This is a genomic window from Ferdinandcohnia sp. GQ5 (assembly GCF_059759275.1).
The window spans coordinates 54,511-77,225 of sequence record NZ_JCAXEW010000025.1 but is presented as its reverse complement, the minus strand read 5'-3'; the positions used below and the strand labels follow the sequence as shown (position 1 = coordinate 77,225).

17 protein-coding genes are annotated in these 22,715 nt (G+C 37.4%); 10 read left to right on the top strand and 7 right to left on the bottom strand.

Annotated features, from left to right (window positions below):
• Positions 1-240: 240 nt before the first annotated feature.
• Together AC6CHV_RS23455 and ccpA are read left to right on the top strand one after the other, a co-directional pair.
• A complete protein-coding gene (locus AC6CHV_RS23455) occupies positions 241-1,317 on the top strand; it encodes a bifunctional 3-deoxy-7-phosphoheptulonate synthase/chorismate mutase (protein WP_121447390.1) in 1,077 nt (358 codons plus the stop codon).
• 287 nt (positions 1,318-1,604) lie between these two features.
• The gene (ccpA, locus tag AC6CHV_RS23450) at positions 1,605-2,606 is read left to right on the top strand and encodes a catabolite control protein A (protein WP_121447391.1); all 1,002 of its coding nucleotides are present in this window, start codon (positions 1,605-1,607) and stop codon (positions 2,604-2,606) included.
• A gap of 28 nt (positions 2,607-2,634) precedes the next feature.
• Here ccpA and AC6CHV_RS23445 read toward each other — a convergent pair whose 3' ends face one another.
• Genes AC6CHV_RS23445 through AC6CHV_RS23435 form a run of 3 tightly spaced genes read right to left on the bottom strand, consistent with a single transcriptional unit; the run spans position 2,635 to position 5,088 of the window.
• Positions 2,635-3,792, bottom strand: a complete 1,158-nt coding sequence (locus AC6CHV_RS23445; protein ID WP_341330619.1) for an acetoin utilization protein AcuC — start codon at positions 3,790-3,792, stop codon at positions 2,635-2,637.
• Positions 3,789-4,436, bottom strand: coding sequence for an acetoin utilization AcuB family protein (locus AC6CHV_RS23440; protein ID WP_341330620.1), 648 nt, complete (start codon positions 4,434-4,436; stop codon positions 3,789-3,791). The genes AC6CHV_RS23445 and AC6CHV_RS23440 overlap by 4 nt, the downstream gene beginning before the upstream one ends.
• Positions 4,437-4,455: 19 nt before the next feature.
• Positions 4,456-5,088: a GNAT family N-acetyltransferase gene (locus tag AC6CHV_RS23435; RefSeq protein WP_121447394.1), complete on the bottom strand. Its 633-nt coding sequence runs from the start codon at positions 5,086-5,088 to the stop codon at positions 4,456-4,458.
• Between the two features lie 317 nt (positions 5,089-5,405).
• Between AC6CHV_RS23435 and acsA the strand changes: the two genes are divergently transcribed.
• Positions 5,406-7,124 (top strand): acetate--CoA ligase, encoded by a 1,719-nt coding sequence (gene acsA, locus AC6CHV_RS23430; RefSeq protein WP_341330621.1) that lies wholly within the window; start codon positions 5,406-5,408, stop codon positions 7,122-7,124.
• A gap of 50 nt (positions 7,125-7,174) precedes the next feature.
• Here acsA and AC6CHV_RS23425 read toward each other — a convergent pair whose 3' ends face one another.
• The gene (locus AC6CHV_RS23425; protein WP_498079769.1) at positions 7,175-10,108 is read right to left on the bottom strand and encodes a transglycosylase domain-containing protein; all 2,934 of its coding nucleotides are present in this window, start codon (positions 10,106-10,108) and stop codon (positions 7,175-7,177) included.
• A gap of 150 nt (positions 10,109-10,258) precedes the next feature.
• Here AC6CHV_RS23425 and tyrS point away from each other — a divergent pair, with 150 nt between their 5' ends.
• Entirely contained in the window at positions 10,259-11,518 is a 1,260-nt protein-coding gene (gene tyrS / locus AC6CHV_RS23420) for a tyrosine--tRNA ligase (RefSeq protein WP_498079768.1), read from the top strand.
• Positions 11,519-11,606: 88 nt separating this feature from the next.
• Here the strand turns inward: tyrS and rpsD are convergent, their stop codons facing one another.
• Complete coding sequence (gene rpsD, locus AC6CHV_RS23415; protein ID WP_121447398.1) at positions 11,607-12,209, bottom strand: 30S ribosomal protein S4; 603 nt, start codon at positions 12,207-12,209, stop codon at positions 11,607-11,609.
• A 408-nt stretch (positions 12,210-12,617) separates the two neighbouring features.
• Here rpsD and AC6CHV_RS23410 point away from each other — a divergent pair, with 408 nt between their 5' ends.
• Both AC6CHV_RS23410 and megL read left to right on the top strand, forming a co-directional pair.
• Positions 12,618-14,039 carry a sensor domain-containing diguanylate cyclase gene (locus AC6CHV_RS23410; RefSeq protein WP_440274358.1) on the top strand — a complete coding sequence of 474 codons (1,422 nt, stop codon included), beginning with the start codon at positions 12,618-12,620 and terminating at the stop codon, positions 14,037-14,039.
• A gap of 817 nt (positions 14,040-14,856) precedes the next feature.
• Positions 14,857-16,035, top strand: coding sequence for a methionine gamma-lyase (gene megL, locus AC6CHV_RS23405; RefSeq protein ID WP_498079767.1), 1,179 nt, complete (start codon positions 14,857-14,859; stop codon positions 16,033-16,035).
• 211 nt (positions 16,036-16,246) lie between these two features.
• On the opposite strand, the gene msrC is transcribed toward megL, so the two are convergent.
• Positions 16,247-16,726: a free L-methionine (R)-S-oxide reductase MsrC gene (gene msrC, locus AC6CHV_RS23400; RefSeq protein WP_498079766.1), complete on the bottom strand. Its 480-nt coding sequence runs from the start codon at positions 16,724-16,726 to the stop codon at positions 16,247-16,249.
• A gap of 143 nt (positions 16,727-16,869) precedes the next feature.
• Here msrC and refZ point away from each other — a divergent pair, with 143 nt between their 5' ends.
• Positions 16,870-17,523 (top strand): forespore capture DNA-binding protein RefZ, encoded by a 654-nt coding sequence (gene refZ / locus AC6CHV_RS23395; RefSeq protein WP_341330627.1) that lies wholly within the window; start codon positions 16,870-16,872, stop codon positions 17,521-17,523.
• Here refZ and hisJ read toward each other — a convergent pair.
• Positions 17,513-18,334: a histidinol-phosphatase HisJ gene (hisJ, locus tag AC6CHV_RS23390; protein ID WP_498079765.1), complete on the bottom strand. Its 822-nt coding sequence runs from the start codon at positions 18,332-18,334 to the stop codon at positions 17,513-17,515. The two genes, refZ and hisJ, sit on opposite strands and share 11 nt — an antisense overlap.
• Before the next feature lie 187 nt (positions 18,335-18,521).
• On the opposite strand from hisJ, the gene ezrA reads away from it, so the two are divergent.
• The 3 genes from ezrA to thiI all read left to right on the top strand — a co-directional run bounded on the left by ezrA (position 18,522) and on the right by thiI (position 22,655).
• Positions 18,522-20,216 (top strand): septation ring formation regulator EzrA, encoded by a 1,695-nt coding sequence (gene ezrA / locus AC6CHV_RS23385; RefSeq protein ID WP_498079764.1) that lies wholly within the window; start codon positions 18,522-18,524, stop codon positions 20,214-20,216.
• A 92-nt stretch (positions 20,217-20,308) separates the two neighbouring features.
• Complete coding sequence (locus AC6CHV_RS23380) at positions 20,309-21,466, top strand: IscS subfamily cysteine desulfurase (protein WP_498079763.1); 1,158 nt, start codon at positions 20,309-20,311, stop codon at positions 21,464-21,466.
• Positions 21,456-22,655 (top strand): tRNA uracil 4-sulfurtransferase ThiI, encoded by a 1,200-nt coding sequence (thiI, locus tag AC6CHV_RS23375; protein ID WP_121447406.1) that lies wholly within the window; start codon positions 21,456-21,458, stop codon positions 22,653-22,655. The genes AC6CHV_RS23380 and thiI overlap by 11 nt, the downstream gene beginning before the upstream one ends.
• Positions 22,656-22,715 lie beyond the last annotated feature (60 nt).

The following is a 22,715-nucleotide window of genomic DNA, read 5'->3' as shown; positions in this document are numbered from 1 at the left end:
CAAAACCGTGGACTTTTTTTACTAATACGATACAATAATATAAATAATTATTTGATTTGTATGTATTCACCCATCAATGGATTGTATCATAATATACTTTATTGCTTAAAAGCGTTTAGGTAATAAAGTTTTTAGTGACATATTGAATTTTATCGTTTATAATGAATTCTAATTACTAGAAATATATCATATTTTCGATTAAATTACGATAATAACTTGGGTGGAGAAAGGAAGAGTGAGATGAGTAAAGTAGAACTAGATAACCTACGCGACAGAGTAGAAGAAATTAATCTTGAAATTCTTAAACTTATTAGTGAACGCGGGAAATTAGTACAAGAAATTGGAAAAGTAAAAGAAACACAAGGTGTTAACCGATACGATCCTGTACGCGAAAGAAAAATGTTAAATAACATTTTAGAGCATAATGAAGGACCTTTCGAAACATCAACTGTACAACATATCTTCAAAGAAATTTTCAAGGCAGGTCTTGAGATTCAAGAAGACGATCATCGCAAAGCTCTCCTTGTTTCACGTAAGAAAAAACCTGAAGATACAATTGTTGATGTAAAAGGTGTAAAAATTGGTGATGGCTCACAGCAATTCATCGTTGGACCATGTGCGGTTGAAAGTTATGAACAAACAGCTGCAGTAGCTGCAGAAGCAAAGAAATATGGTTTACGCCTACTTCGTGGCGGTGCATTCAAGCCAAGAACTTCTCCTTATGATTTCCAAGGGCTAGGACTTGAAGGATTAAAAATCTTAAAACGCGTTGCAGATGAGACAAACATGGCTGTTATCAGTGAAATTGTAAACCCTGCAGATATTGAGGTTGCTTGTGATTACATTGATGTTATCCAAATCGGTGCTCGTAACATGCAGAACTTTGAATTACTGAAAGCAGCAGGCTCAGTTAAAAAGCCAGTATTATTGAAACGCGGATTGGCTGCTACACTTGATGAATTCGTGAATGCAGCAGAATATATCATATCTCAGGGAAATGATCAAATCATTCTTTGTGAAAGAGGTATCCGTACTTACGAAAAAGCTACTCGTAATACATTAGATATTTCTGCAGTTCCTATCCTAAAACAAGAAACACACTTACCAGTATTTGTTGACGTAACACATTCAACTGGACGTCGTGATTTATTATTGCCATGTGCAAAAGCAGCTCTTGCAATTGGAGCAGATGGTGTCATGGCGGAGGTACATCCAGATCCAGCGGTTGCTCTATCAGACTCAGCACAGCAAATGGATTTTGATCAATTTGAAAAATGGATTACAGAACTTAAGGCAACTCAAGCCGTTCGTGTTTAACTTTATCCAGCCTTGAGGCGGATGCACAGATTTTTCAAGCTTGCTTGAATAAAATCTGGGAGCAAATACGCCAAGGCGATTTGATTTTTCAAGAAGACCTCCTACTGTCAAAGTAGGAGGTTTTTTCGAGCTTTTTTAACGAATTTGTTAAGAATTGCACAAAGTAATTGCCCTAGAGGAGTAAGTATCGTATGATTATTAGATAAAATAAGCAAACATGACATTTGTTTGAATAAAAAAGTTAATACTAACATATAAGTGGTAACTTGAAATAAGGAGTGCTGTCAATGAATGTGACAATCTATGATGTTGCGAGGGAAGCCAATGTTTCCATGGCAACCGTATCGCGTGTTGTAAATGGTAACCCAAATGTAAAACCAACAACTCGAAAGAAAGTACAAGAAGCAATTGATCGATTAGGCTATCGCCCGAATGCTGTTGCTCGTGGACTAGCTAGTAAAAAAACGACAACAGTTGGAGTAATCATTCCAGATATCTCAAATATTTTTTACTCAGAGCTTGCACGTGGAATTGAAGATATTGCGACAATGTATAAGTACAATATTATCCTCAGTAACTCTGACCAAAATAAGGACAAAGAACTACACTTATTAAATACAATGCTTGGAAAGCAAGTGGATGGTATTGTATTTATGAGTGGAAATATTACAGGAGAACATGTCGAGGAATTTGAAAAGTCTCCTGTTCCGATTGTCTTAGCTGCCTCAGTGGAGAGTACAAATACGGTCCCAGCTGTAACAATCGATGTCGAACAGGCTGCATACGATGCAGTAACAGAATTGGCTAATAAAGGCCATAAGAAAATTGCGTTTGTTACCGGTCCATTAAATGAACCAATTAATGGTGAAAAGAAATTAAATGGTTATAAACGGGCTATCGAGGATGCAGGACTTTCATATAAGGAAGACTTTGTAATCGAAGGAGATTACACATATGATTCTGGTATTGAAGGTTTTGAGAGAATCCATGAATTAGAAGATAAACCTACTGCTGTATTTGTAGGTACGGATGAAATGGCATTAGGTGTCATCCATAGTGCACAAGATTTAGGTTATTCAATTCCAAATGATTTCGAAATTATTAGCTTTGATAATACACGATTAGCACTCATGGTGCGTCCGCAGCTTACATCAGTTGTTCAACCGATGTATGATATTGGAGCAGTAGCGATGAGACTTTTAACTAAGTTCATGAACAAGGAAAATGTTGAAGAGCAAATCGTGACATTGCCACACCGTATTGAATTTAGAAACTCAACAAAGGAATAGTTAAAAACACGGCCCGAGGCCGTGTTTTTTATTTATTATTTCGTATTGGGTAAAGCGTTTTTGTAACGGTAAGTGCATTTTTTTCCTCAATTTCTGCTCTTCTAGGTATAGGTGGATAAATAGTGGGCTCATCATCCCAATATGCTGGAAGAGTGAGTTTGGCTATTGGTTGCCACTGATTGATCCATTCGGTTGGAAGTGCGCCACTTATATTTGATTTTTCAATCATTTCGAGCCAAATCAAAGACCATGCTCTAGGTACGACTCTCCAAATGTCATATCCGCCGCCACCGACTGCAATCCAGCGACCATCACAATATTGATGTGCAAGCTGATGAGCAAGCTTAGGGATTTCACGATAGATTTTCATTGTTGCAGACAAATGGGTTAACGGATCATAGTAGTGCGAGTCGACACCGTTTTGCGTAAAAATAACATCTGGTTTAAAAAACTCAGTTACTTCTGTAAAAGCGGTTGTGTATGCATGTAACCATGAATCGTCCTCAGTAAATGCATCAAGCGGAATATTAAAGGTATAGCCGTAGCCCTTGCCAGAGCCACGCTCAGTTACATTTCCTGTCCCAGGAAATAGATATCGTCCTGTTTCATGAATTGAAAGTGTACAAACAGTTGGGTCATCATAAAATGTCCACTGCACACCATCTCCATGATGTGCATCAGTATCCACATATAGAACCTTTACATTATATTTTTTTTGCAAATAACGAATCGCTACTGAACTATCATTGTAGACACAAAATCCAGAGGCCTTCCCGCGGAATCCATGATGGAGTCCGCCTCCTAAATTAAGGGCATGCTTCGATTTTCCCGACATTACATGGTCAACTGCGGAAAGGGTAGCGCCTACTAGTAATGCACTAGCCTCATGCATTCCGGGAAAAATAGGAGTATCCTCCGTGCCGATTCCATAGCTATATCCAGTTTCTTTAGGGAGTTTACCTTCCCCTGCTAACTTAACAGCCTCAATAAATTTGGGGTCATGGACGAGTTCTAATTCTTCATCTGTGGCTACTCTAGGTGGAATAATATCCGATTCATCTAACAAGTTCAGACTTTTGAGTAGATCATATGTAAGTTTTACCCTCGTTTGATTAAAGGGATGATCATTACTAAATCGATATTTTAATAATTCGTCCGAATAGACAAAGACAGATTCTTTCGTCATAATCGTGGCCCTGGTATGGTTGGCCATAGTACAGTGTAGCCATTATCAATTAGATTAGTAATGATCTTAGTTGGATTCATTGTTTGAACTCGTAACACAATTATTTTATATTGCGTGTCCTCTTTGTCAGGATAAACAAGGACACTGTGAATATTTACATTATGATTTTTTATGACATTGACAACGTCTGCGAGTGTTCCTGCACGATTATGTACCTTAATTTCGAGTTGTGAACCTGGTTGGTTTGCACCTGTTAGTTGTGCAAAGGTATGAAGTAAATCAGTCTCAGTGATGATTCCAACTAATTTTCCATTGGATTCAATTGGGAGACAGCCAATCCGATGCTGGAAAAAAACAGCAGAAATCTCTTCAACAAAGTCAAGCGGATGTCCGGTTATTACTTCTTTTACCATAATGTCTTTAAGTGGTGAATCTAGTGTTTTTTCATTGTTCGTATAGTCTAGGATTGAAGGCTTTGCATCACGAATATCACGGTCACTAATTAACCCAATCACGTGTTGATTTTTATCTACCACAGGTATATGACGAATTTTTTTCTCATCCATTATTTTAATCGCTGTTGAGATGGAGTCATCAGCTGATAAAGTAATGACATTTTTCTTCATAATTTCTTCAACAATCATGTGAATCCCCCTTACTCCCTTAATACATGAATCGATTCATAAAGCGTAGCCGGTCAAATCTTTCAATCGTATCCTGATTTACTCGTTTGCCAATTCGAGCCATTAAACAGTTGGCAGGGTGTGAACTAATTTCAGGATCATCTGTTGCAAACCATTCAAGCCCACCTGCACTCATCATTTTTTCCATTACTTTACGATACTCCCAAACATTCAGGCCAGTTCCTTTTAAATCCCAATGCCAATAATATTCGGTAGTAATGATGAGATAGTCTTCCATAGCGTCATCCATCATAGAAACAATTAATAGATTCTTTCCAACTCTGCTGCCTCGAAATTTTGGAATAACTTCAATTGCTCCTAATTCTATCAAATTTTCTATTTTCCCCTCAGACCAGCGCTCTAGCGGGTCTGGGTAAAGGTATGTAACATACCCTACAATTGTATGATGCTCTCTTGCGATAATAATTCTTCCTTCAGGGAGGTCAGCAATTTCAATCAATGCTTTATGCTGTTGATTTGGAGGACGAAATGCTACCAAGTCCTCGTGAAATTCATAGCTTGCAAGGGCTTCTCCGGTTATGGGACCTTCAATAATGAGCGTGCCATGAGGGGTTTTAAGTTCCTTTGCGTTATAAGTTTTCTTATGCTCCACATTGTCACCACCATTCATAACGTCAATTTCATTATACATGAACCTAGTAAAAATAAAGCGTTTTCAGAATTTTGTCAAATGCGCCTTGGGGTTTTGGTGCCCAAATTTTTCGCGCGTGCATGAAAAACTATCGCTGAAAAGTCGTCGCATCTGCGGGTGCTGTACCTATATTTAGCAGGGTATTGGGCCCATACTATTACACTAATTATACAATTTTACAGAAAAATAATATATAAACAAAATTTTAAAAATTGAGAAAAGACGAGTTTTATTTTATAATAGAATAGTAAATAACTTACATAAAGGGGAAATGTATAGTGAAAGTGGAAGCGTTACCAGCAACCAAAGGCAATTATAATCTAAAAGATTATGATGAAGCATATGAGAATTTTGATTGGACGGAAGTAGAAAAAAGTTTTTCTTGGTCAGAAACAGGTAGGGTTAATATTGCTTATGAAGCAATCGACCGCCATGCAGAGGGTGTAAGGAAAAATAAAATCGCTCTATATTATCGTGATCCATCACGTGATGAGAAATATACATTTAAAGAAATGAAAGAATATACGAACCGTGCGGCTAACGTATTAAAGCAAGCGGCAGATGTGGAAAAAGGTGACCGAGTATTTGTATTTATGCCACGTTCTCCCGAATTATATTTTACAGTATTAGGGGCTATTAAATTAGGGGCAATCGTGGGACCACTATTTGAAGCATTTATGGAAGGAGCAGTTCGCGATCGCTTGGAAGATAGTGAAGCAAAGGTAATTGTCACAACTCCAGAATTAGTGGATCGTATTCCGTTTAATGAACTTCCTGCATTAAAGCATATTGTCCTCGTTGGTGAAAATGTTACGGAGGATGGCCCATTTATCGATTTTCTTGGTCGGCTAAAAACAGCAAGTAAAGAGCTGCAAATTGAATGGGTAGAACGAACGGACGGTATGCTATTACACTATACTTCTGGTTCAACAGGTAAACCAAAGGGAGTATTGCATGTTCATAACGCCATGATTCAACAATACCAGACTGCAAAATGGATTCTCGATTTACAAGAAGATGACATCTATTGGTGTACAGCTGACCCAGGTTGGGTAACAGGAACTTCTTACGGCATTTTTGGTCCTTGGCTTAACGGAGCTTCAAATGTAATAGTAGGAGGCCGTTTTAGACCGGAAAACTGGTACCAAACCATTGAAGATTTTGGAGTTACAGTCTGGTATAGTGCACCAACAGCATTTAGAATGCTGATGGGCGCTGGTGATGAACTTGTAAAACAATTTGATTTAAGTACATTGCGTCATGTATTAAGTGTAGGGGAGCCACTTAACCCCGAAGTTGTTCGTTGGGGAGTAAAGGTCTTTAACTTACGAATTCATGATAATTGGTGGATGACAGAAACGGGTGCACAGCTTATTAGTAATTACCCTTGCATGGAGATCAAACCCGGTTCTATGGGTAAACCATTCCCTGGAATTAAGGCTGCTATTGTTGACGACCAAGGTAATGAATTACCACCAAATCGAATGGGCAACCTCGCTGTTAAAAAGGGCTGGCCATCAATGATGTATCAAATCTGGAATAATCCCGCAAAATATGAGTCCTATTTTATGCCCGGTGATTGGTATGTATCAGGGGATTCAGCATATATGGATGAAGATGGGTATTTCTGGTTCCAAGGTCGTGTTGATGACGTAATCATGACCTCCGGTGAGCGGGTAGGACCATTTGAAGTTGAAAGTAAGCTTGTTGAACATCCCGCAATTGCAGAAGCCGGTGTTATCGGAAAGCCTGACCCTGTAAGAGGGGAAATCATTAAAGCGTTCGTAGCACTCGTTGATGGCTATAAAGCGACAGATGAGTTAAAAGAAGAAATAAGAGATTTTGTAAAAAAAGGATTAGCTGCACATGCTGCTCCTCGTGAAATTGAGTTTAAGGAAAAACTTCCAAAAACACGTAGTGGAAAAATCATGAGACGTGTTCTTAAGGCATGGGAGCTTGATTTACCGACAGGCGACCTTTCTACAATGGAAGATTAAAATGTTAACAGAAAAAGAGGTGATCCACTGGATCACCTCTTTATTATTGATTAATTTCCACCGTTTTCTTTATCTTTTTCTTTACCCTTAGCGTTACCTTTGCCATTCTTTTCATTCTCATTATTGGTTCCGTTATCCCCATCAGCAGGAGGGTCTGACGGAGGTGGGGTAACCACTTCCGGCTCTGGTTTGTAGTCGCCATTTTTGATTAAGACTGAATTTGCGAGTGGCGTTTCTTTACCAGTGACATCAACAGCAGTAACATAATAGGCAGCAACGGCGTTTCCAACTTTAAATTGTAAATTCTTTGTAGCAGGAACACTTCCGATTTTCTTGAAGTCTGCTGTGAAATTTCCTGCAGAATAGATTCGATATCCTATGACATCATTGTGATCATGCTTTGCCCATTTCAATGTACCTGAAGAAATCGAGGCACCTTTTACTTGGGACGGAACTGAACCATTATCTTTAAGTTCAGTAGATTCTGTAACAACAAGGTTCTTCCAACGATCGTTCTTAGGAAGCAGTTGTGAAATGGCCGCAGAATCTTTTAAACCATGCTCCGATAAAAACTCTTTCTTGATCATGATTCCTTCTTGTACAAATTCCTTTGGTGCACTTGATGGTACACGATAGGCTTTGCCATCTACTTCAATATACTTACCTTTTAAAAGGTTATCATCGACCTTCGTCGGAACAAATTTTGCATTATATATGTCAGATTGTACTAGACCAGCTTCACGACATAAATCTGAAGGAAGTAATCCAGAAAGTCCACAATAAGAGCGACTTACAATTCCTCCAGGCATTTTAAAGTTCTCTTTTGGTTTAACAAGCTCTGGTTTTACATCATATACTGCATTCATTTGTTGTGCCCACAGAAGAATATTTCTTCTTGAATTATAAAGTCCCTTATAGTTCAGTGCCACTGGCTTTGGTGTATCATAGCCAATCCACGTACCAAAGGTTACATTCGGGTTGGTTGCTACAAACCAAATATCCCACCAGTCGTTGGTTGTACCCGTTTTACCAGCCCAATCCGCATTAAACTTAAGGTAGCCATTCATAGATGCAGCTGTACCACCGCTAATAACATCACGCATCATATCGATTGTTAGATAAGCAGTTTGTGGAGAGAAAACCTCAACAGGTTTCACTTCATGTTCGTATACAACTTCTCCGTCGTTCGTCTCAATTTTTTCAATCATATAGGCATCAATAAACTTACCTTCGTTAGCAAATGTTGCGAACGCATTTACATTCTCTTCAACTGAAACTCCATCCGTCATACCGCCAATTGCTAAAGATGGGGCGTGATAGTCTTTCTCATTTAAAGAAGTGAACCCCATTTTCTCTAGGAAAGTTATTGGGCGGTGATCAAATGCCTTTAAGTATGTCTTGATCGCCGGGATATTCTTAGAGACTTGTAAAGCTCGTCTAGCAGACATTAGACCATCAAAGTCATTTGTCCCACCCACGTTATATGGAGTATATTTTCCATACGAGAACTTTACATCGGCAATCACGCTACCAGGCTGTACGAGTCCAAGTTCCATTGCTGGTGCATAGTCCAAGAGAGGCTTCATAGTTGAACCATTTGAACGCTTCGCACCTAATGCGTGGTTGGTTTGTTCACGCTCGAAGTCACGGCCTCCCACAAAACTAATTATTTTTCCTGTTCTATTTTCAATTAATACAGAACCGAGCTCTTCTGGTTCTATTACTTGTACATCTTCATTCGTTTCTAAGTTTTTCTTTGTTTCTTTTCGATCTGGACCAAAATATTGAAATTTCTTTACTGCCTCTTGCATTGCATCATATACTTCTTTGTCAATAGTTGTATGGATTTTATATCCATTTTGACGAAGGTTTCTGTCTGCGATAACTTGGTAGTGTGATCGAAGTTCCTTATTTTCTTCAAGATCCTTTTCCTCGTATCCGTCATCCTTAGCCAATTTTTTCATCAAAATATCAGTGGCACGTTTTTCTACTTCAACTGTTAACCAAGGATATTTTTCAGTAGGCTCTGACTTAGGTGGGGCAAGATTTGCACGAATATCATAGGTAAGTGCTTCGTCATATTGCTTCTGTGTAATGAAACCACCTGTAAGCATACGCTCTAAAACTGTTTTCATCCGGTTGATACCGGGCTCCAAGTTCTCTTTCACCTTTCCACCCTGGTTCAAAAACGGAGTATATACATATGGGTTTTGTGGTATACCAGCGATAAATGCTGCTTGTGGAAGGTTTAAATCTTTTGCATCTACTCCAAAAATTCCTTTGGCTGCTGTTTGAACTCCAGCAATATTTCGACCTGAAGAATTACGGCCATAAGGAATAATATTTAGATATGCTTCTAGAATTTCATCTTTATCAAAAAACTTTTCAAGTCGCAGTGCAATGAGAATTTCCTTAGCCTTCCGATCAAAGGAAACTTCATTTGATAAAATTTGATTCTTAATCAATTGCTGGGTCAGCGTACTTCCTCCAGTTTGGATAGGTGAATTAGTTACATCCTGTACGATTGCCCGGAGTATTGATTTTGGAACAACTCCATCGTGCTTATAGAAATATTGGTCTTCAGTAGCAATAACAGCATCTAAGACAAATGGTGAAATATCTTCGAGTGCTACTTCTTCACGTTGCAGGTCTGCCCTTAATTGACCAAGGTAGACCTCATTTGCAAAGTAGACCTCCGTGTTTTCTTCATAGTTATAAATATCTTTTTGCAGACTTTCATAGCTTCGGACAGGTTCGTCCTTAACCAGAGATGCAAAATATCCTGCACCAGCTCCACCGGCAAAGCCAAGTCCAAGCAGACCAATAATAAAGAAAATTAAAAATAAGTTCCATATAACCCCGTAAGTAACTCTTGCGCCTTTTCGGGCTTTGTTTCCGGTAACTGCTTGAATGACTTTATTTGATAGGACTCTTCGCCAAAAAGAGCTAATTTTTTCAAATATCTGTGATTTATTTAGATTCATAATCATCCCCCTAAAAATCCAAGTTTATTATAGCATATAGCGTAGGGTCATTAATATTATTTTATGAATTTCCATTATTTAATTTGACAATAATAGACAGAATGTGATAGAAAAACCTTATTATAAGGTTAAAAGGAGAATCGAAATTTAATGGATGTTATACAGGATTTGACTTATAGGGGATTGATAAATCAAGTAACAGATCAGGAAGGTCTACAGAATACATTAAAGAATGAAAAGATCAAATTGTATTGTGGATTCGATCCAACAGCTGATAGTTTACATATTGGCCACTTAGTAGGGGTTTTAACTTTGAGAAGATTCCAATTAGCTGGGCATCAACCCATTGCATTAGTTGGTGGAGCAACAGGCTTAATTGGTGACCCAAGTGGTAAAAAGGCTGAAAGAACATTAAATCCGAAAGAAGTCGTCGTGGAGTTTAGTAATAGTATTAGAAATCAACTTTCACGCTTTTTGGATTTTGAAGCAAAAGAAAACCCAGCTCAAATTGCAAATAATTATGATTGGATTGGAAGTTTAGACTTAATTACTTTCTTGCGTGACATAGGAAAAAGCTTTGGTCTTAATTACATGCTTGCTAAGGACTCTGTGCAATCTCGTCTCTATGCTGGTATTTCATTTACTGAGTTTAGTTATATGATTTTACAATCCTATGACTTCTTAAAACTTTATGAAGATGTAGGCTGCCGACTTCAAATTGGTGGAAGTGACCAATGGGGAAATATCACAGCAGGACTTGAATTAATTCGAAAAACAGTAGAGGATGCAAAAGCATTTGGTCTAACTATACCTCTCGTGACAAAAGCCGATGGAACTAAGTTTGGAAAAACAGAAGGTGGTACAATCTGGTTAGATAAAGATAAAACGTCACCATACGAGTTTTATCAATTTTGGATCAATACAGATGACCGTGATGTTGTCCGCTATTTAAAATATTTTACGTTCCTATCCAAAGAAGAAATTGATAGTCTTGAAGCAGAAATTCAAAATGCACCTGAAAAGCGATTGGCACAAAAGACATTGGCTGAGGAAGTAACGAAATTGGTTCATGGTGAATCTGCTTTAGAGCAAGCTATGAAAATTTCAACAGCATTATTTAGCGGTTCTATCAGTGAATTAAGTGCAGAGGAAATTAAGCAAGGCTTTAAGGATGTTCCTTCATATGAGTACAATGGGGATCCAGTGGTCGGGTTAGTTGATTTATTAGTAATGAGCAAAATTTCCCCATCTAAGCGTCAGGCGCGTGAGGATATTGGAAATGGGGCTATTTATGTCAATGGTGAGAGAATCCAAGAAGTAGATGCGGTCTTGACTTCACAAAATCGAATTGAAGGTCAATTCACCGTCATCCGTCGTGGCAAGAAAAAATATTTCTTAATTAAATACTAAAATGATAAGGTGCTCCTAAGGAGCACCTTATTGATTCTATCTATGCAAAAAAAAGAGGAAAGGGATAACCCTTTCCTCTTTAGGAAGATTAACGTGAGTAGAACTCAACGATGAATGCTTCGTTAATTTCTGCTGGTAATTCAGAACGCTCTGGTAAACGAGTATATGTTCCTTCTAGCTTATCAGCATCAAAAGTTAAATATTCTGGTACGAAGGTAGTAGCTTCGATAGCTTCTTTAATTGCAACAAGGTTACGTGATTTTTCACGAACTGCAATTGTTTGACCAGGTTTTACACGGTAAGATGGAATATCAACGCGGCCACCATCTACAAGAATATGACCATGGTTAACTAATTGGCGAGCTGCACGACGAGTACGAGCAAGACCAAGACGGTAAACTAGGTTATCTAAACGTGATTCAAGAAGAATCATGAAGTTTTCACCAAGGATCCCTTGCATTTTGCTTGCATTGTTGAATGTGTTACGGAATTGACGTTCGTTCACACCATACATATGACGAAGCTTTTGCTTTTCTTGTAATTGTAAACCATATTCAGAAAGCTTTTTGCGTTGGTTAGGACCATGTTGTCCAGGAGCGTAAGGACGCTTTTCTAATTCTTTACCAGTACCACTTAATGAGATGCCAAGACGACGGGATAATTTCCAGCTTGGACCAGTATAACGAGCCATGAATGACTCCTCCTTCAATGTTTTTATTTTGTTGTAAAATAAAAACAGATGTGCTAGATGCTTTCGACTATTTTGTTTTCATGTATCTTCGCTCTAGCAGCCAAGAGTTACGTGATACACCATCTATGAGCTAATAGCTCACGCAGAGGAACAAAATAGAACAAAAACCTAATCACATACGCTGCAATATTTTACACAACGATCATTATATGATTTTTAGTAAAGGAAGTCAAGTTATCATGAAAATATACATAAAACGGCAAGATCTTTGTCTTTTTATAAAGTAAATTAGATTATTAATATGAAGATGTAATAAATTTGGTTTTTTTACGATATAATAAAACATTTTTCGTGCATTTTCTATTATAATGAAAATAGTAAGTACTTATGTTAGATGGGTGATTAATCATGAAGTTTCCAAATGAAGAATTGAGATATGAGCAACTTTTTAGAGTAACCTCTAAGTTTCACTCAACCATGGATATAGATGCTGTGCTCGAAGAGGTTATGAATACATTACAAGATGTATACCCATCGTTTGCATTTACCCTATTTCTTGCACATGATAATAAACGACATAATGTTATTCCTATTAAAGATATACAAGAATATGAAAATGGTGAACATTCGCTTGTTATGCAAGCGTTTGTAAACGGTACCTTGCAACATGAAAATTCAATTACTGATAAAAAATCGGTCATTTATGCCCCTTTAAAAGGAAGACAGGGTGTTTATGGAGTCTTGCAAATCAATGCCCATTACGGATTGGTATTTCCTAAATCAGAAATCCAGTTTATTGAACTGTTAGCAAATACAGCTGGACATGCATTCGAAAATGCACAACTCTACCAACAGTCGAAACAATTAATTGCTGATCTACAATTAATTAATGAAACTTCACATAAGCTAAATTCTAATTTGAGATTAACAGATACAATGACATTCATGACATCTCAAATCAAAGCTTCCTTCGGCGCAAATGAAGTAGGCTTCTTATTACAATCAAATGGACAAATAGAGGTACTTCCAGGAAGTACTACTTTTTTTGAAGAAGGCCATGGCGAGCAATATATTTTATACTGCCTTGATCGAATATTAACAGAAAAAGAAACTCTATTCATAGGAGATTTACAGGTGGATCCGGCATTTGGCAATTCCGTCTATCGTTCTATGATGTCAGTTCCAATTGTACAACGCAGTGAAATTTTAGGTGTTGCCATTGTTTTACATGAACTACCTTATTTCTTTTCTTTTGATAAGTTTAAACTCCTGCAATCCTTGATTTATCATTCATCATTGGCTTTTACAAATTCAATCCTTAGGGAAGAACTCGAAAAATTGGTTATCACCGATTATTTAACCAAACTTTATTCCCGTAATTACTTAGAGGATTGTGTACACAAATCATTGGAAACAGATGCTTTTGGAACATTTATACTAATTGACATTGATGATTTCAAAGGTATTAATGATACTTATGGTCATCAGGTTGGGGACGAAGCAATTATACAAATAGCTAATCTTATTAAAGAAAATATCCGTGACAATGATATTGGAGCAAGATGGGGTGGAGAAGAACTCGCAATTTACCTGCCTAGAGTGGATTTAGCTTCAGGGATTGCTGTAGCAGAAAGGCTCGGAAAAAGAGTGGAACAAAATTCAAATCCCAAAATCACAATTTCATGTGGGGTGGCTACCTGGCATAAAGAATTCAGAGAAACATTCCAAAGTTTATTCCATCGTGCAGACAATGCACTGTATGCAGCTAAACAATCAGGGAAAAATCAAGTTATTGCTAGTGAAAATAAAGTCATTGAAGGGCATCTATGAAGGTATCGGGTTCGAATTCAGGGTATGAAATAGTAAATCCCTATACATTTTTAGCGTGAATTCATATACGAATTCACGCTTTATTTTTATTGATAAACCGTGTCCCAAGATACTTAAACTTCAGACATACCTGGTCTGAATTTGTCCTTCCGAGTCCGAAGTTACCTAGACTTCGGACACCCCTGGTCTGAACCTGGCATGTCGAGTCCGAAGATCTCTAAACTTCGGACACACTGGGCATGAATCTGGCATGTCGAGTCCGAAGATACCTAGACTTCGGACACCCCTGGTCTGAACCTGGCATGTCGAGTCCGAAGATCTCTAAACTTCAGACATACCTGGTCTGAATTTGTCCTCCCGAGTCCGAAGTTGTGCTATCTTCAGACAATGATTAGCTAAATCTGCTTAGTCGAGTCCGAAGATCTCTAGACTTCAGACATGTCTGCGCTGAAATTGCCTCCCCGAGTCCAAAGATCTCCAAACTTCAGACACACCGTGCATGAATCTGGCATGTCGAGTCCGAAGATACCTAAACTTCGGACACCCCCGAGCTGAATCAGCACTCCCGTGTCCATAATGATTTTAATTGTTATTCGACACTAGAAATCATACGCGTTTTGCTATGGTAATTGGTCTATTTACAGCTCAAAATAGCCCCCATCTATAAATGGATGTCCTTTTTGGTAGGAACAGCGCTTTAATTCGCTATATTATAAAACCTAGTAAACCTCTATGAAAATAGAAAACGCTTTCAATACAACCCTTCTTGTCATATGCTAATGGTATAATCAAAAGTTTTAAGGGGGATAAGGGGAGCATGAGCAAGGAAAGTAAATACTTTGACACTTTAGCGATACATGGTGGCGGACCAACTTCTCCAAATGGGAGTTTAACACCACCACTTTACCAAACATCAACTTTTACATTTGAAACAGCTGAACAAGGAGAAGCTCGTTTTGCTGGTGCGGATGAAGGATATATATATTCAAGATTAGGGAACCCAACAGTTAAAAATTTAGAAGAAAGAATTGCTCTCTTAGAGGGAGGGGAAGCAGGGCTTTCATTTGGATCGGGGATGGCGGCTGTTTCGGCTGTGTTATTTGCATTAACAAAGTCTGGTGATCATATCCTCTGTTCACAGGGACTGTATGGGTGTACCTTTGGTCTCCTACAGATGATGAACGAGAAGTACAATATTGAACATGATTACAGTGATATGGATGATGAAGAGGAAATTCTATCAAAAATTACTCCACAAACGAAACTAATCTACATTGAGACACCAATTAATCCAACTATGAAACTCATTGATTTACAAAAGGTTGTTAAGATTGCGAAACAGCTTAATATCCCAGTTGTCGTGGACAATACTTTTAGTTCACCTTATTTGCAGCAACCCATTAAATTGGGCTGTGATATTGTGGTACACAGTGCTACAAAGTATATTGGAGGACATGGAGATGTTATCGCAGGACTTGTCGTTGGCAAAAAAGAATTTATTCAACAGGTGGCAATGTCAACGAAAAAGGATATTGGTGGTATTATGTCACCATTTGATGCATGGCTTTTACTTCGTGGGCTAAAGACACTGCCGGTAAGGATGGACCGCCACTGTGATAATACAGAAAAAATCGCATTCTTACTCAAAGAACATAAAAATGTGGAGCAAATTTTTTATCCTGGTGATATAGAAAGTCCAGCTTACGAGATTATGAAAAAACAAATGAGTAAGCCAGGTGGACTTATATCTTTTACAATTAAAGGCACAAAGAAAGATGCACAAAACGTTCTAAATCGACTGAAGTTAATCAAAATTGCTGTGAGTCTAGGTGATACAGAGACTCTCATACAGCATCCAGCAACAATGACACATTCTGTTGTGCCAGAGGAATCCCGATTGAAAATGGGCATTACGGATAATTTGATTCGACTTTCGGTAGGATTAGAAGCATGGGAAGATATTTGGGATGATTTAAATCAAGCGTTAAACGGATAAAGGAGAACCTAGTCGGGAGGTTAAGCGACTCATAAATACGGGCAAATCAAAAAGCCAGCGAGGACAAAAATCCTCACTGGCTAGTTTTATTTGTCTAGGTCCAGTTGCCATCGTCTCTCTAGTCTGTGCCGATCGTCTCGGAAGGTAAAAGGCACCTTCTGTCAGCGCTCATCTTATGCTTGTCGCCCAAAGCCTAGCACCTTGAACTTTTCTACAGATGTTTTTCTAAAACCTTCACAAATTCTTCAAGGCATTGTTGGTCTACTTCATCAAAACGCTCTTTGATTGGACTGTCGATATCTAACACACCAAATACTTCACCATTTTTCATAATTGGAACAACAATTTCTGATTGGGAAGCACTATCACATGCAATATGACCTGGGAATAGGTGAACATCTGCCACTCTTTCAGTCTTTTGATTTTGGGCTGCAGTACCACAAACCCCACGTCCCATTTTAATTCTCACACATGCAGGTAAGCCTTGGAATGGTCCGAGAATAAGTTCATCCTCTTTCTTTACATAAAAGCCAACCCAATTGACATTATCTAGAAATTGGTTAAGTAATGCTGATGCATTTGCTAAATTTGCTATTTGGTCATGTTCGTCTTCAAGCAAAGCTTGCAACTGTTTTGTTACCAGTTTATAGTCTTCTGCTTTATTACCTTTGTATTGTTCGACATGAAACATTATGATTCCCCTCCATTTGAGTAATACCTACATAAATTATATTAAATGATAGCTTAAAGCGCGTGACTTGTCGATAAATTCTTAAAGGAATCCACCTTAGCATATCGAAATCTATACTATATTAAGGGTAAGGTGGGTTGGTTATGAAAAGTAAAACAATGAAACAAAAAGTTATTGAGTCGTCCGTATTCTTATTTAATACAAAAGGCTTTGATGGAACAACAGTACGTGAAATTGCGAAAAGAGCAAATTGTAATGTCGCCAATATCTCCTACTATTTTGGAAATAAGGAAGGTTTACTAGAACATTTAGTTTCTACTTACCTAGAGGGATATTTAACGATTGTCGAGCATGCCTATATTGAATTGGATAACAGAACGGCAAGAGAATGTTTATTGCTTGCGGTCAGAGGGATTATGGAATACCAAAAGGATAATCGTCACTTATCACGTTTCGTCCAAAGGGAAATTACATTTGATACCACTTTGATTCGTGAAATCATGACCACCTATATGGCAAAAGAAAAATATTATTTCCAAGCCATTTTTGAAACAGGTATAAAACAACAGGAATTTGCCCTAGTTCCAATCCCTTATGCCATCATGCAATTAAAGGGGATGTTATCTATGCCTTATCTACACCCTCAATATATGTCAGAAGTTTTACATTTAATGCCTTATGAGTTGTATGTTAGTGAACAATATTGTCATGAAATAGAGAAATGGGTAAACACGACTATTTGTAAACAACCTCAAACAGTAAAAAGCAAAATAACTCAGATTCCCGTTAATATCTAGTTGGCGAGACTAACAAAGCATCTTTAATTAGATGTTCAAATCCTTGATTTAAATCCTTCCTGCTATGGGCATCGGAACCATAGACGAGAGGGATTTTTCGTTTTATTGCTTCTCTAATGATTTTTTCTGGTGGATAAACCTCTCGACAAAGTGGTTTATTAATACCAGCACCATTATAATCCAAGGCTAATCCAAGATCCGCAATTTGGTCGAGTATCGAGTGAATTTTGTCATCGAATTGCTTGGATACCGAGAATTTTTTTTGAAACTTATGAACAAGTGTAATATGGCCAATCCTTTTTGGCTTAAATTGACCTAGGTCTGCCGTTATAGAACGCGCCAATGTATTATAATAAGCTTCATAGACCGCCTCAACTGAGGAAAAGTCACTGATCATAGTCGCAAACATGTCAGGACTATAATCGAGGCAATAATACTGATCTTGTTTTTTTAAAAAATGAACAGAGAGAATGCTATCATTCAAATATCGACCATACTCGTTCAAAAAAGTCCTTGTGTCCTCTTCATATCCCTCAATATAGTCGACCTCTAATCCAATATTGATTTTAATATCTGATGCAAACTTTTTTTGAAGCTCGGTTAATACAGAAAAATAGATTTCTAGCTGATTTTCGTCCATTCCACTGTCCTGTTGAGGTGTGGGATCGTTAAATCGTGACGGAAGTGGTGCATGTTCTGTGAACGAAATTTCATCAAACCCTAACTGTAGAGCACGGGCAATGTAATCCTCAAACGCGTCCTTTGTACCATGCGGGCAAAAGGGTGTATGGATATGACCATCTGCTTTCATCGACAAATCCCTCATTTTTATATAAATTTTGTAAAAAATTTTAAAAGTTTTAGTCAAAAATTGTCGTTTACATGGTATCATAAATACAATAAAAAAACATTTGATTTGATATTACATATAAAAGTTAAAAACTAATATACATAAATGTCTAGAACGAGATTGATTGTGGGAGCAAGGAGGCCAAATTATGGAAATCATAATCGGCATAATCGTAGTAGCAAGTGCAGTAACTATTTTTGGGTTTTATTCGAGAAAAAAGATATATATAGATGTTGATAGGCTTGAAGCCTGGAAGATAGATATGATGAATCGGCCAGTCACCGATGAAATAGCTAAAGTAAAAGAGCTTAATATGACAGGTCAAACTGAAGAACTATTTGAACGTTGGAGAAAGCAATGGGATGAAATTGTCACTGTTGCTCTTCCAGATGTTGAGGAATTATTATTTGATGCTGAAGACTTAGCTGATAAATATCGTTTTGGGAAAGCAAAACGGGTACTTGCCCAAATTGAGGCAATCTTAAAAGATGCTGAAAGCAATATCGCCATTATTTTAGACGAGCTTAAGGATTTAGTTGGCAGTGAGGAAAAAAATCGTGTTGAGGTTGATGAATTAAACCAACAGTATCGGGAACTTAAAAAGAATTTACTTGCGCATAGACATACTTTTGGACATGCTGAAAAACAGCTTGAAATGAATCTAGAAGATGTTTATGGGAAATTTAAAGAATTTGAAGAAGCAACGACGAATGGAAATTACTTTGAGGCAAGAGAAATTGTTCTCCTGATTAAGGATGCGCTATCCGTAACGAAGCAACAAATGGATGATATCCCTCACTTATTACATGAATGCCAAAGTACAATTCCAAATCAGTTAAATGAACTTTCTGAAGGTTATAGCCAAATGGAACAGGAGGGCTATTCTCTAAAGCACCACCAAATTGAGAAAGAAATTGAAAGAATGCGAGAGCAATTATCCCAACATATTTCTCTTATCGAAGAGCTAAAGCTTGAAGATGTGAAGAAGGGAATTGAAGAAGCAAGAGAGTCGCTCGATACAATCTATGATTTACTGGAAGCTGAAGTAAAAGCAAATCAGTTTGTGAAAAAAGAAGTTGAGAAAATCGAACAAGATTTAGAGGACTTAATTGAAGGCAGTAAAAGCACAGAAGAAGAAACTACCTTTGTTCAACAAAGCTATCATTTATATGAAAAAGATATAGAACAACACCGGAATATCGTAAAACAAATTAAACAACTGGTGAAGCAATATGTATCTGTTCAATCAAAGCTTGAAGCGGAGCAAATTGCCTATTCTCTAATCAAAACGGAGTTAGAAGAGGTGTACGGTAAGATACAGGATGTAAAGGAAGAGCACTTACAATTTTCAGAAATGCTGAAAACACTTCGTAAGGATGAACTTCATGCAAGAGAACAAATTTCGGAAATGAAGAAGCAACTTACAGATGCGAAACGACTTATCTCAAAAAGTAATATCCCTGGTCTTCCAGTAAAATATGCTGAACTCGTTTCGGAAGCAAGATTGTCTCTTACACAAGTAATGAATAGTCTCGAAGAAAAACCACTTAATATGAATACGGTCAATCAAACATTACAAAATGCGTCTGATTTAGTTTCACAGACATATAAGCAAGCAGAAGAAATGATTGAGCAAGTATATCTTGCAGAAAAGGTCATCCAATATGGAAACCGATATCGAAGCAGGGATCAAAAAGTTGCAGTTAGTTTACTTGAAGCTGAGAAATCTTTTAGAAATTATGAATATGCACTTGCATTAGAACAAGCTGCAACAGCAATTGAAGATGTAGATCCTGGAGCGTTGAAAAAAATTGAAGTTTTACTTGAAGATGATTCTAAGTAAAGGGCCTCAAATTGGGGTCCTTTTCCTTTTTTTATTTTATAAATGTATGTTATCATTTTGTTTGCAAAATATCGCATAGTAGGGGTAATAAGATGATTTATTTAGATAATAGTGCAACAACAAAACCTTTTGATGATGTAATTGATTCCTATATAAAAGTTGCAAAAAATTATTTTGGCAATCCCTCTTCCTTACATGGAATAGGTGGACAAGCTGAAAAGCTATTAAGTCAATCCCGGAACCAGATTGCTTCCCTTTTACAGGTAAAGCCACAGGAAATTATTTTTACATCTGGAGGGTCTGAAGGGAATAATTTTGCGATTAAAGGAATTGCATTACAATACAGTAATCGAGGCAAACATATTATTACAACATCAATAGAGCATCCTTCGATAACTGAGGCATGTAAGCAATTACTAGAACTTGGGTTTGAAATCACCTATCTTCCAGTAGACGAAAAGGGTGTTGTTTCGATTGAAGATTTAAGAAATTCAATTCGTGAAGATACGATCTTAGTTTCTATCATTCATGTAAATAATGAAGTAGGGACCATTCAACCAATAGAAGAAATTGGAAAACTTCTAGAAAATTACCCGAAGATTATTTATCACGTTGATCATGTACAAGGAGTAGGTAAAACCCATCTAGATTTTAATAAGGCAAAACTTGATTTATGTACGATTTCGGGACATAAGTTTAATGGGCTTAAAGGAACAGGGGTTTTATACGTCCGTCAAGGTGTTAGAATTAAGGCTCTAATCGGTGGTGGTGACCAAGAAATGCAAAAAAGGGCGGGAACTGAAAATGTTGCAGGTTTTGTAGCCCTTGCCAAAGCATTAAGGTTGACCATAGAGAATAGAGATGGAAATATTAAACATCTAGCTCGACTAAAAGAAACTATTATAGATCAATTATCAAGGTTGAATGGTATTACAATACACACACCTGAGGCTAGCAGTGCCCCACATATCATCAATTTCTCGGTTAACGGTTTAAAGCCTGAAGTATTTGTTCATTTATTAGAAGAGAAGGAGATTTACGTTTCAACAACCTCCGCATGCTCATCCAAAAATAATGAACCCAGTAAAACATTGCTTGCGATGGGAGTACATGAAGCCCTTGCTAATAGTTCAATACGAATCAGCCTGTCGCATCAAAACAAACTGGATGAGATTCCGATTTTAATAAATGCTATTGAAAATGCAATAAAGAAATTACAACATGTAATGGGGGAACAAAATGGAATATGATCACATTTTAATACGATTTGGCGAAATTACTACAAAAGGTCGAAATCGTAATCATTTCATTAATAAACTTTTAAATAATATAAAAAGGAAGCTTACTGATTACAAAGGTATCACATTTGAAAAAACAAGAGATCGAATTTATATAAAGTTAAATGGAGAACCACATGAAGGAATTGTGGAAGTTCTCAAAAATATTATTGGAATTCAATCCTTTAGTCTTGCTTTAAAGGTTGAAAGTGAAATCGAAAAAATAAAAGATGGTGTCTTAGCTGCCATTAAACAACTAGATCATCAAGGAAAGACCTTTAAAATATCTGCACGACGATCAGATAAAAGCTTTGCACTTGATTCCAATCAATTAAATTATGAATTAGGAAGTCATATTTTAAAGAATACCGAGGAAATCTACGTAAATGTGCACACTCCTGATATCAATATCCGTGTTGAAGTACGAAAGGAAGCCACTTATATTACCTTTAAAGATGAAAAAGGTGTAGGAGGACTTCCAGTTGGTTCAAGCGGGAAAGCGATGCTTATGCTGTCGGGTGGTCTTGATAGCCCTGTTGCCGGTTATTTATCCATGAAGAGGGGATTAACAATTGAGGCTGTACATTTTCACAGTCCCCCATATACAAGCGACCGTGCACGCCAAAAGGTGATTGACCTTGCACAGCAGCTTACTGAATTTTCGGGAACGGTTAAATTGCACATCGTCCCTTTCACTGACATTCAGATAACGATACAAAGACAAATTCCTGAAAACTATACGCTAATTTCAACTAGACGTATGATGCTACGAATCACAGATGAAATAAGAAGAAGACGTAATGCACTTGCGATTGTAACTGGTGAAAGCCTTGGTCAGGTGGCAAGTCAGACATTAGAGAGTATGCATGTCATCAACAACGTAACCAGTACACCAATTATTCGTCCACTTGTTACTGTAGATAAATTTGATATTATTGATATGGCTAAGAAAATCAATACACATGATATCTCAATTCGTCCATTTGAAGATTGTTGTACTATTTTTACACCTTCAGCTCCCAAAACAAGACCAAAGCTGGAAAATGTAACTCATTATGAAAGCTACACTGATTTTGAGAGCTTGATTGAAAAAGCCGTTAATGAAACGGAAATCATTACTTTAGATGGATCTAAGAAAGAAGAGATAGAAGACTTATTCTAATAGAAAATCATTCTATTGTTGTGAACATTTACCAGTAGTTTACATGTATTGTGCCATGTG

What these genes read in the sequence shown, in the direction of transcription:
- AC6CHV_RS23455 (WP_121447390.1), top strand. Translation starts at nt 241, where the DNA reads ATGAGTAAAGTAGAACTAGATAACCTACGCGACAGAGTAGAAGAAATT.
- ccpA (WP_121447391.1), top strand. Translation starts at nt 1,605, where the DNA reads ATGAATGTGACAATCTATGATGTTGCGAGGGAAGCCAATGTTTCCATG.
- AC6CHV_RS23445 (WP_341330619.1), bottom strand. Translation starts at nt 3,792, where the DNA reads ATGACGAAAGAATCTGTCTTTGTCTATTCGGACGAATTATTAAAATAT.
- AC6CHV_RS23440 (WP_341330620.1), bottom strand. Translation starts at nt 4,436, where the DNA reads ATGATTGTTGAAGAAATTATGAAGAAAAATGTCATTACTTTATCAGCT.
- AC6CHV_RS23425 (WP_498079769.1), bottom strand. Translation starts at nt 10,108, where the DNA reads ATGAATCTAAATAAATCACAGATATTTGAAAAAATTAGCTCTTTTTGG.
- tyrS (WP_498079768.1), top strand. Translation starts at nt 10,259, where the DNA reads ATGGATGTTATACAGGATTTGACTTATAGGGGATTGATAAATCAAGTA.
- rpsD (WP_121447398.1), bottom strand. Translation starts at nt 12,209, where the DNA reads ATGGCTCGTTATACTGGTCCAAGCTGGAAATTATCCCGTCGTCTTGGC.
- AC6CHV_RS23410 (WP_440274358.1), top strand. Translation starts at nt 12,618, where the DNA reads ATGAAGTTTCCAAATGAAGAATTGAGATATGAGCAACTTTTTAGAGTA.
- megL (WP_498079767.1), top strand. Translation starts at nt 14,857, where the DNA reads ATGAGCAAGGAAAGTAAATACTTTGACACTTTAGCGATACATGGTGGC.
- msrC (WP_498079766.1), bottom strand. Translation starts at nt 16,726, where the DNA reads ATGTTTCATGTCGAACAATACAAAGGTAATAAAGCAGAAGACTATAAA.
- refZ (WP_341330627.1), top strand. Translation starts at nt 16,870, where the DNA reads ATGAAAAGTAAAACAATGAAACAAAAAGTTATTGAGTCGTCCGTATTC.
- hisJ (WP_498079765.1), bottom strand. Translation starts at nt 18,334, where the DNA reads ATGAAAGCAGATGGTCATATCCATACACCCTTTTGCCCGCATGGTACA.
- ezrA (WP_498079764.1), top strand. Translation starts at nt 18,522, where the DNA reads ATGGAAATCATAATCGGCATAATCGTAGTAGCAAGTGCAGTAACTATT.
- AC6CHV_RS23380 (WP_498079763.1), top strand. Translation starts at nt 20,309, where the DNA reads ATGATTTATTTAGATAATAGTGCAACAACAAAACCTTTTGATGATGTA.
- thiI (WP_121447406.1), top strand. Translation starts at nt 21,456, where the DNA reads ATGGAATATGATCACATTTTAATACGATTTGGCGAAATTACTACAAAA.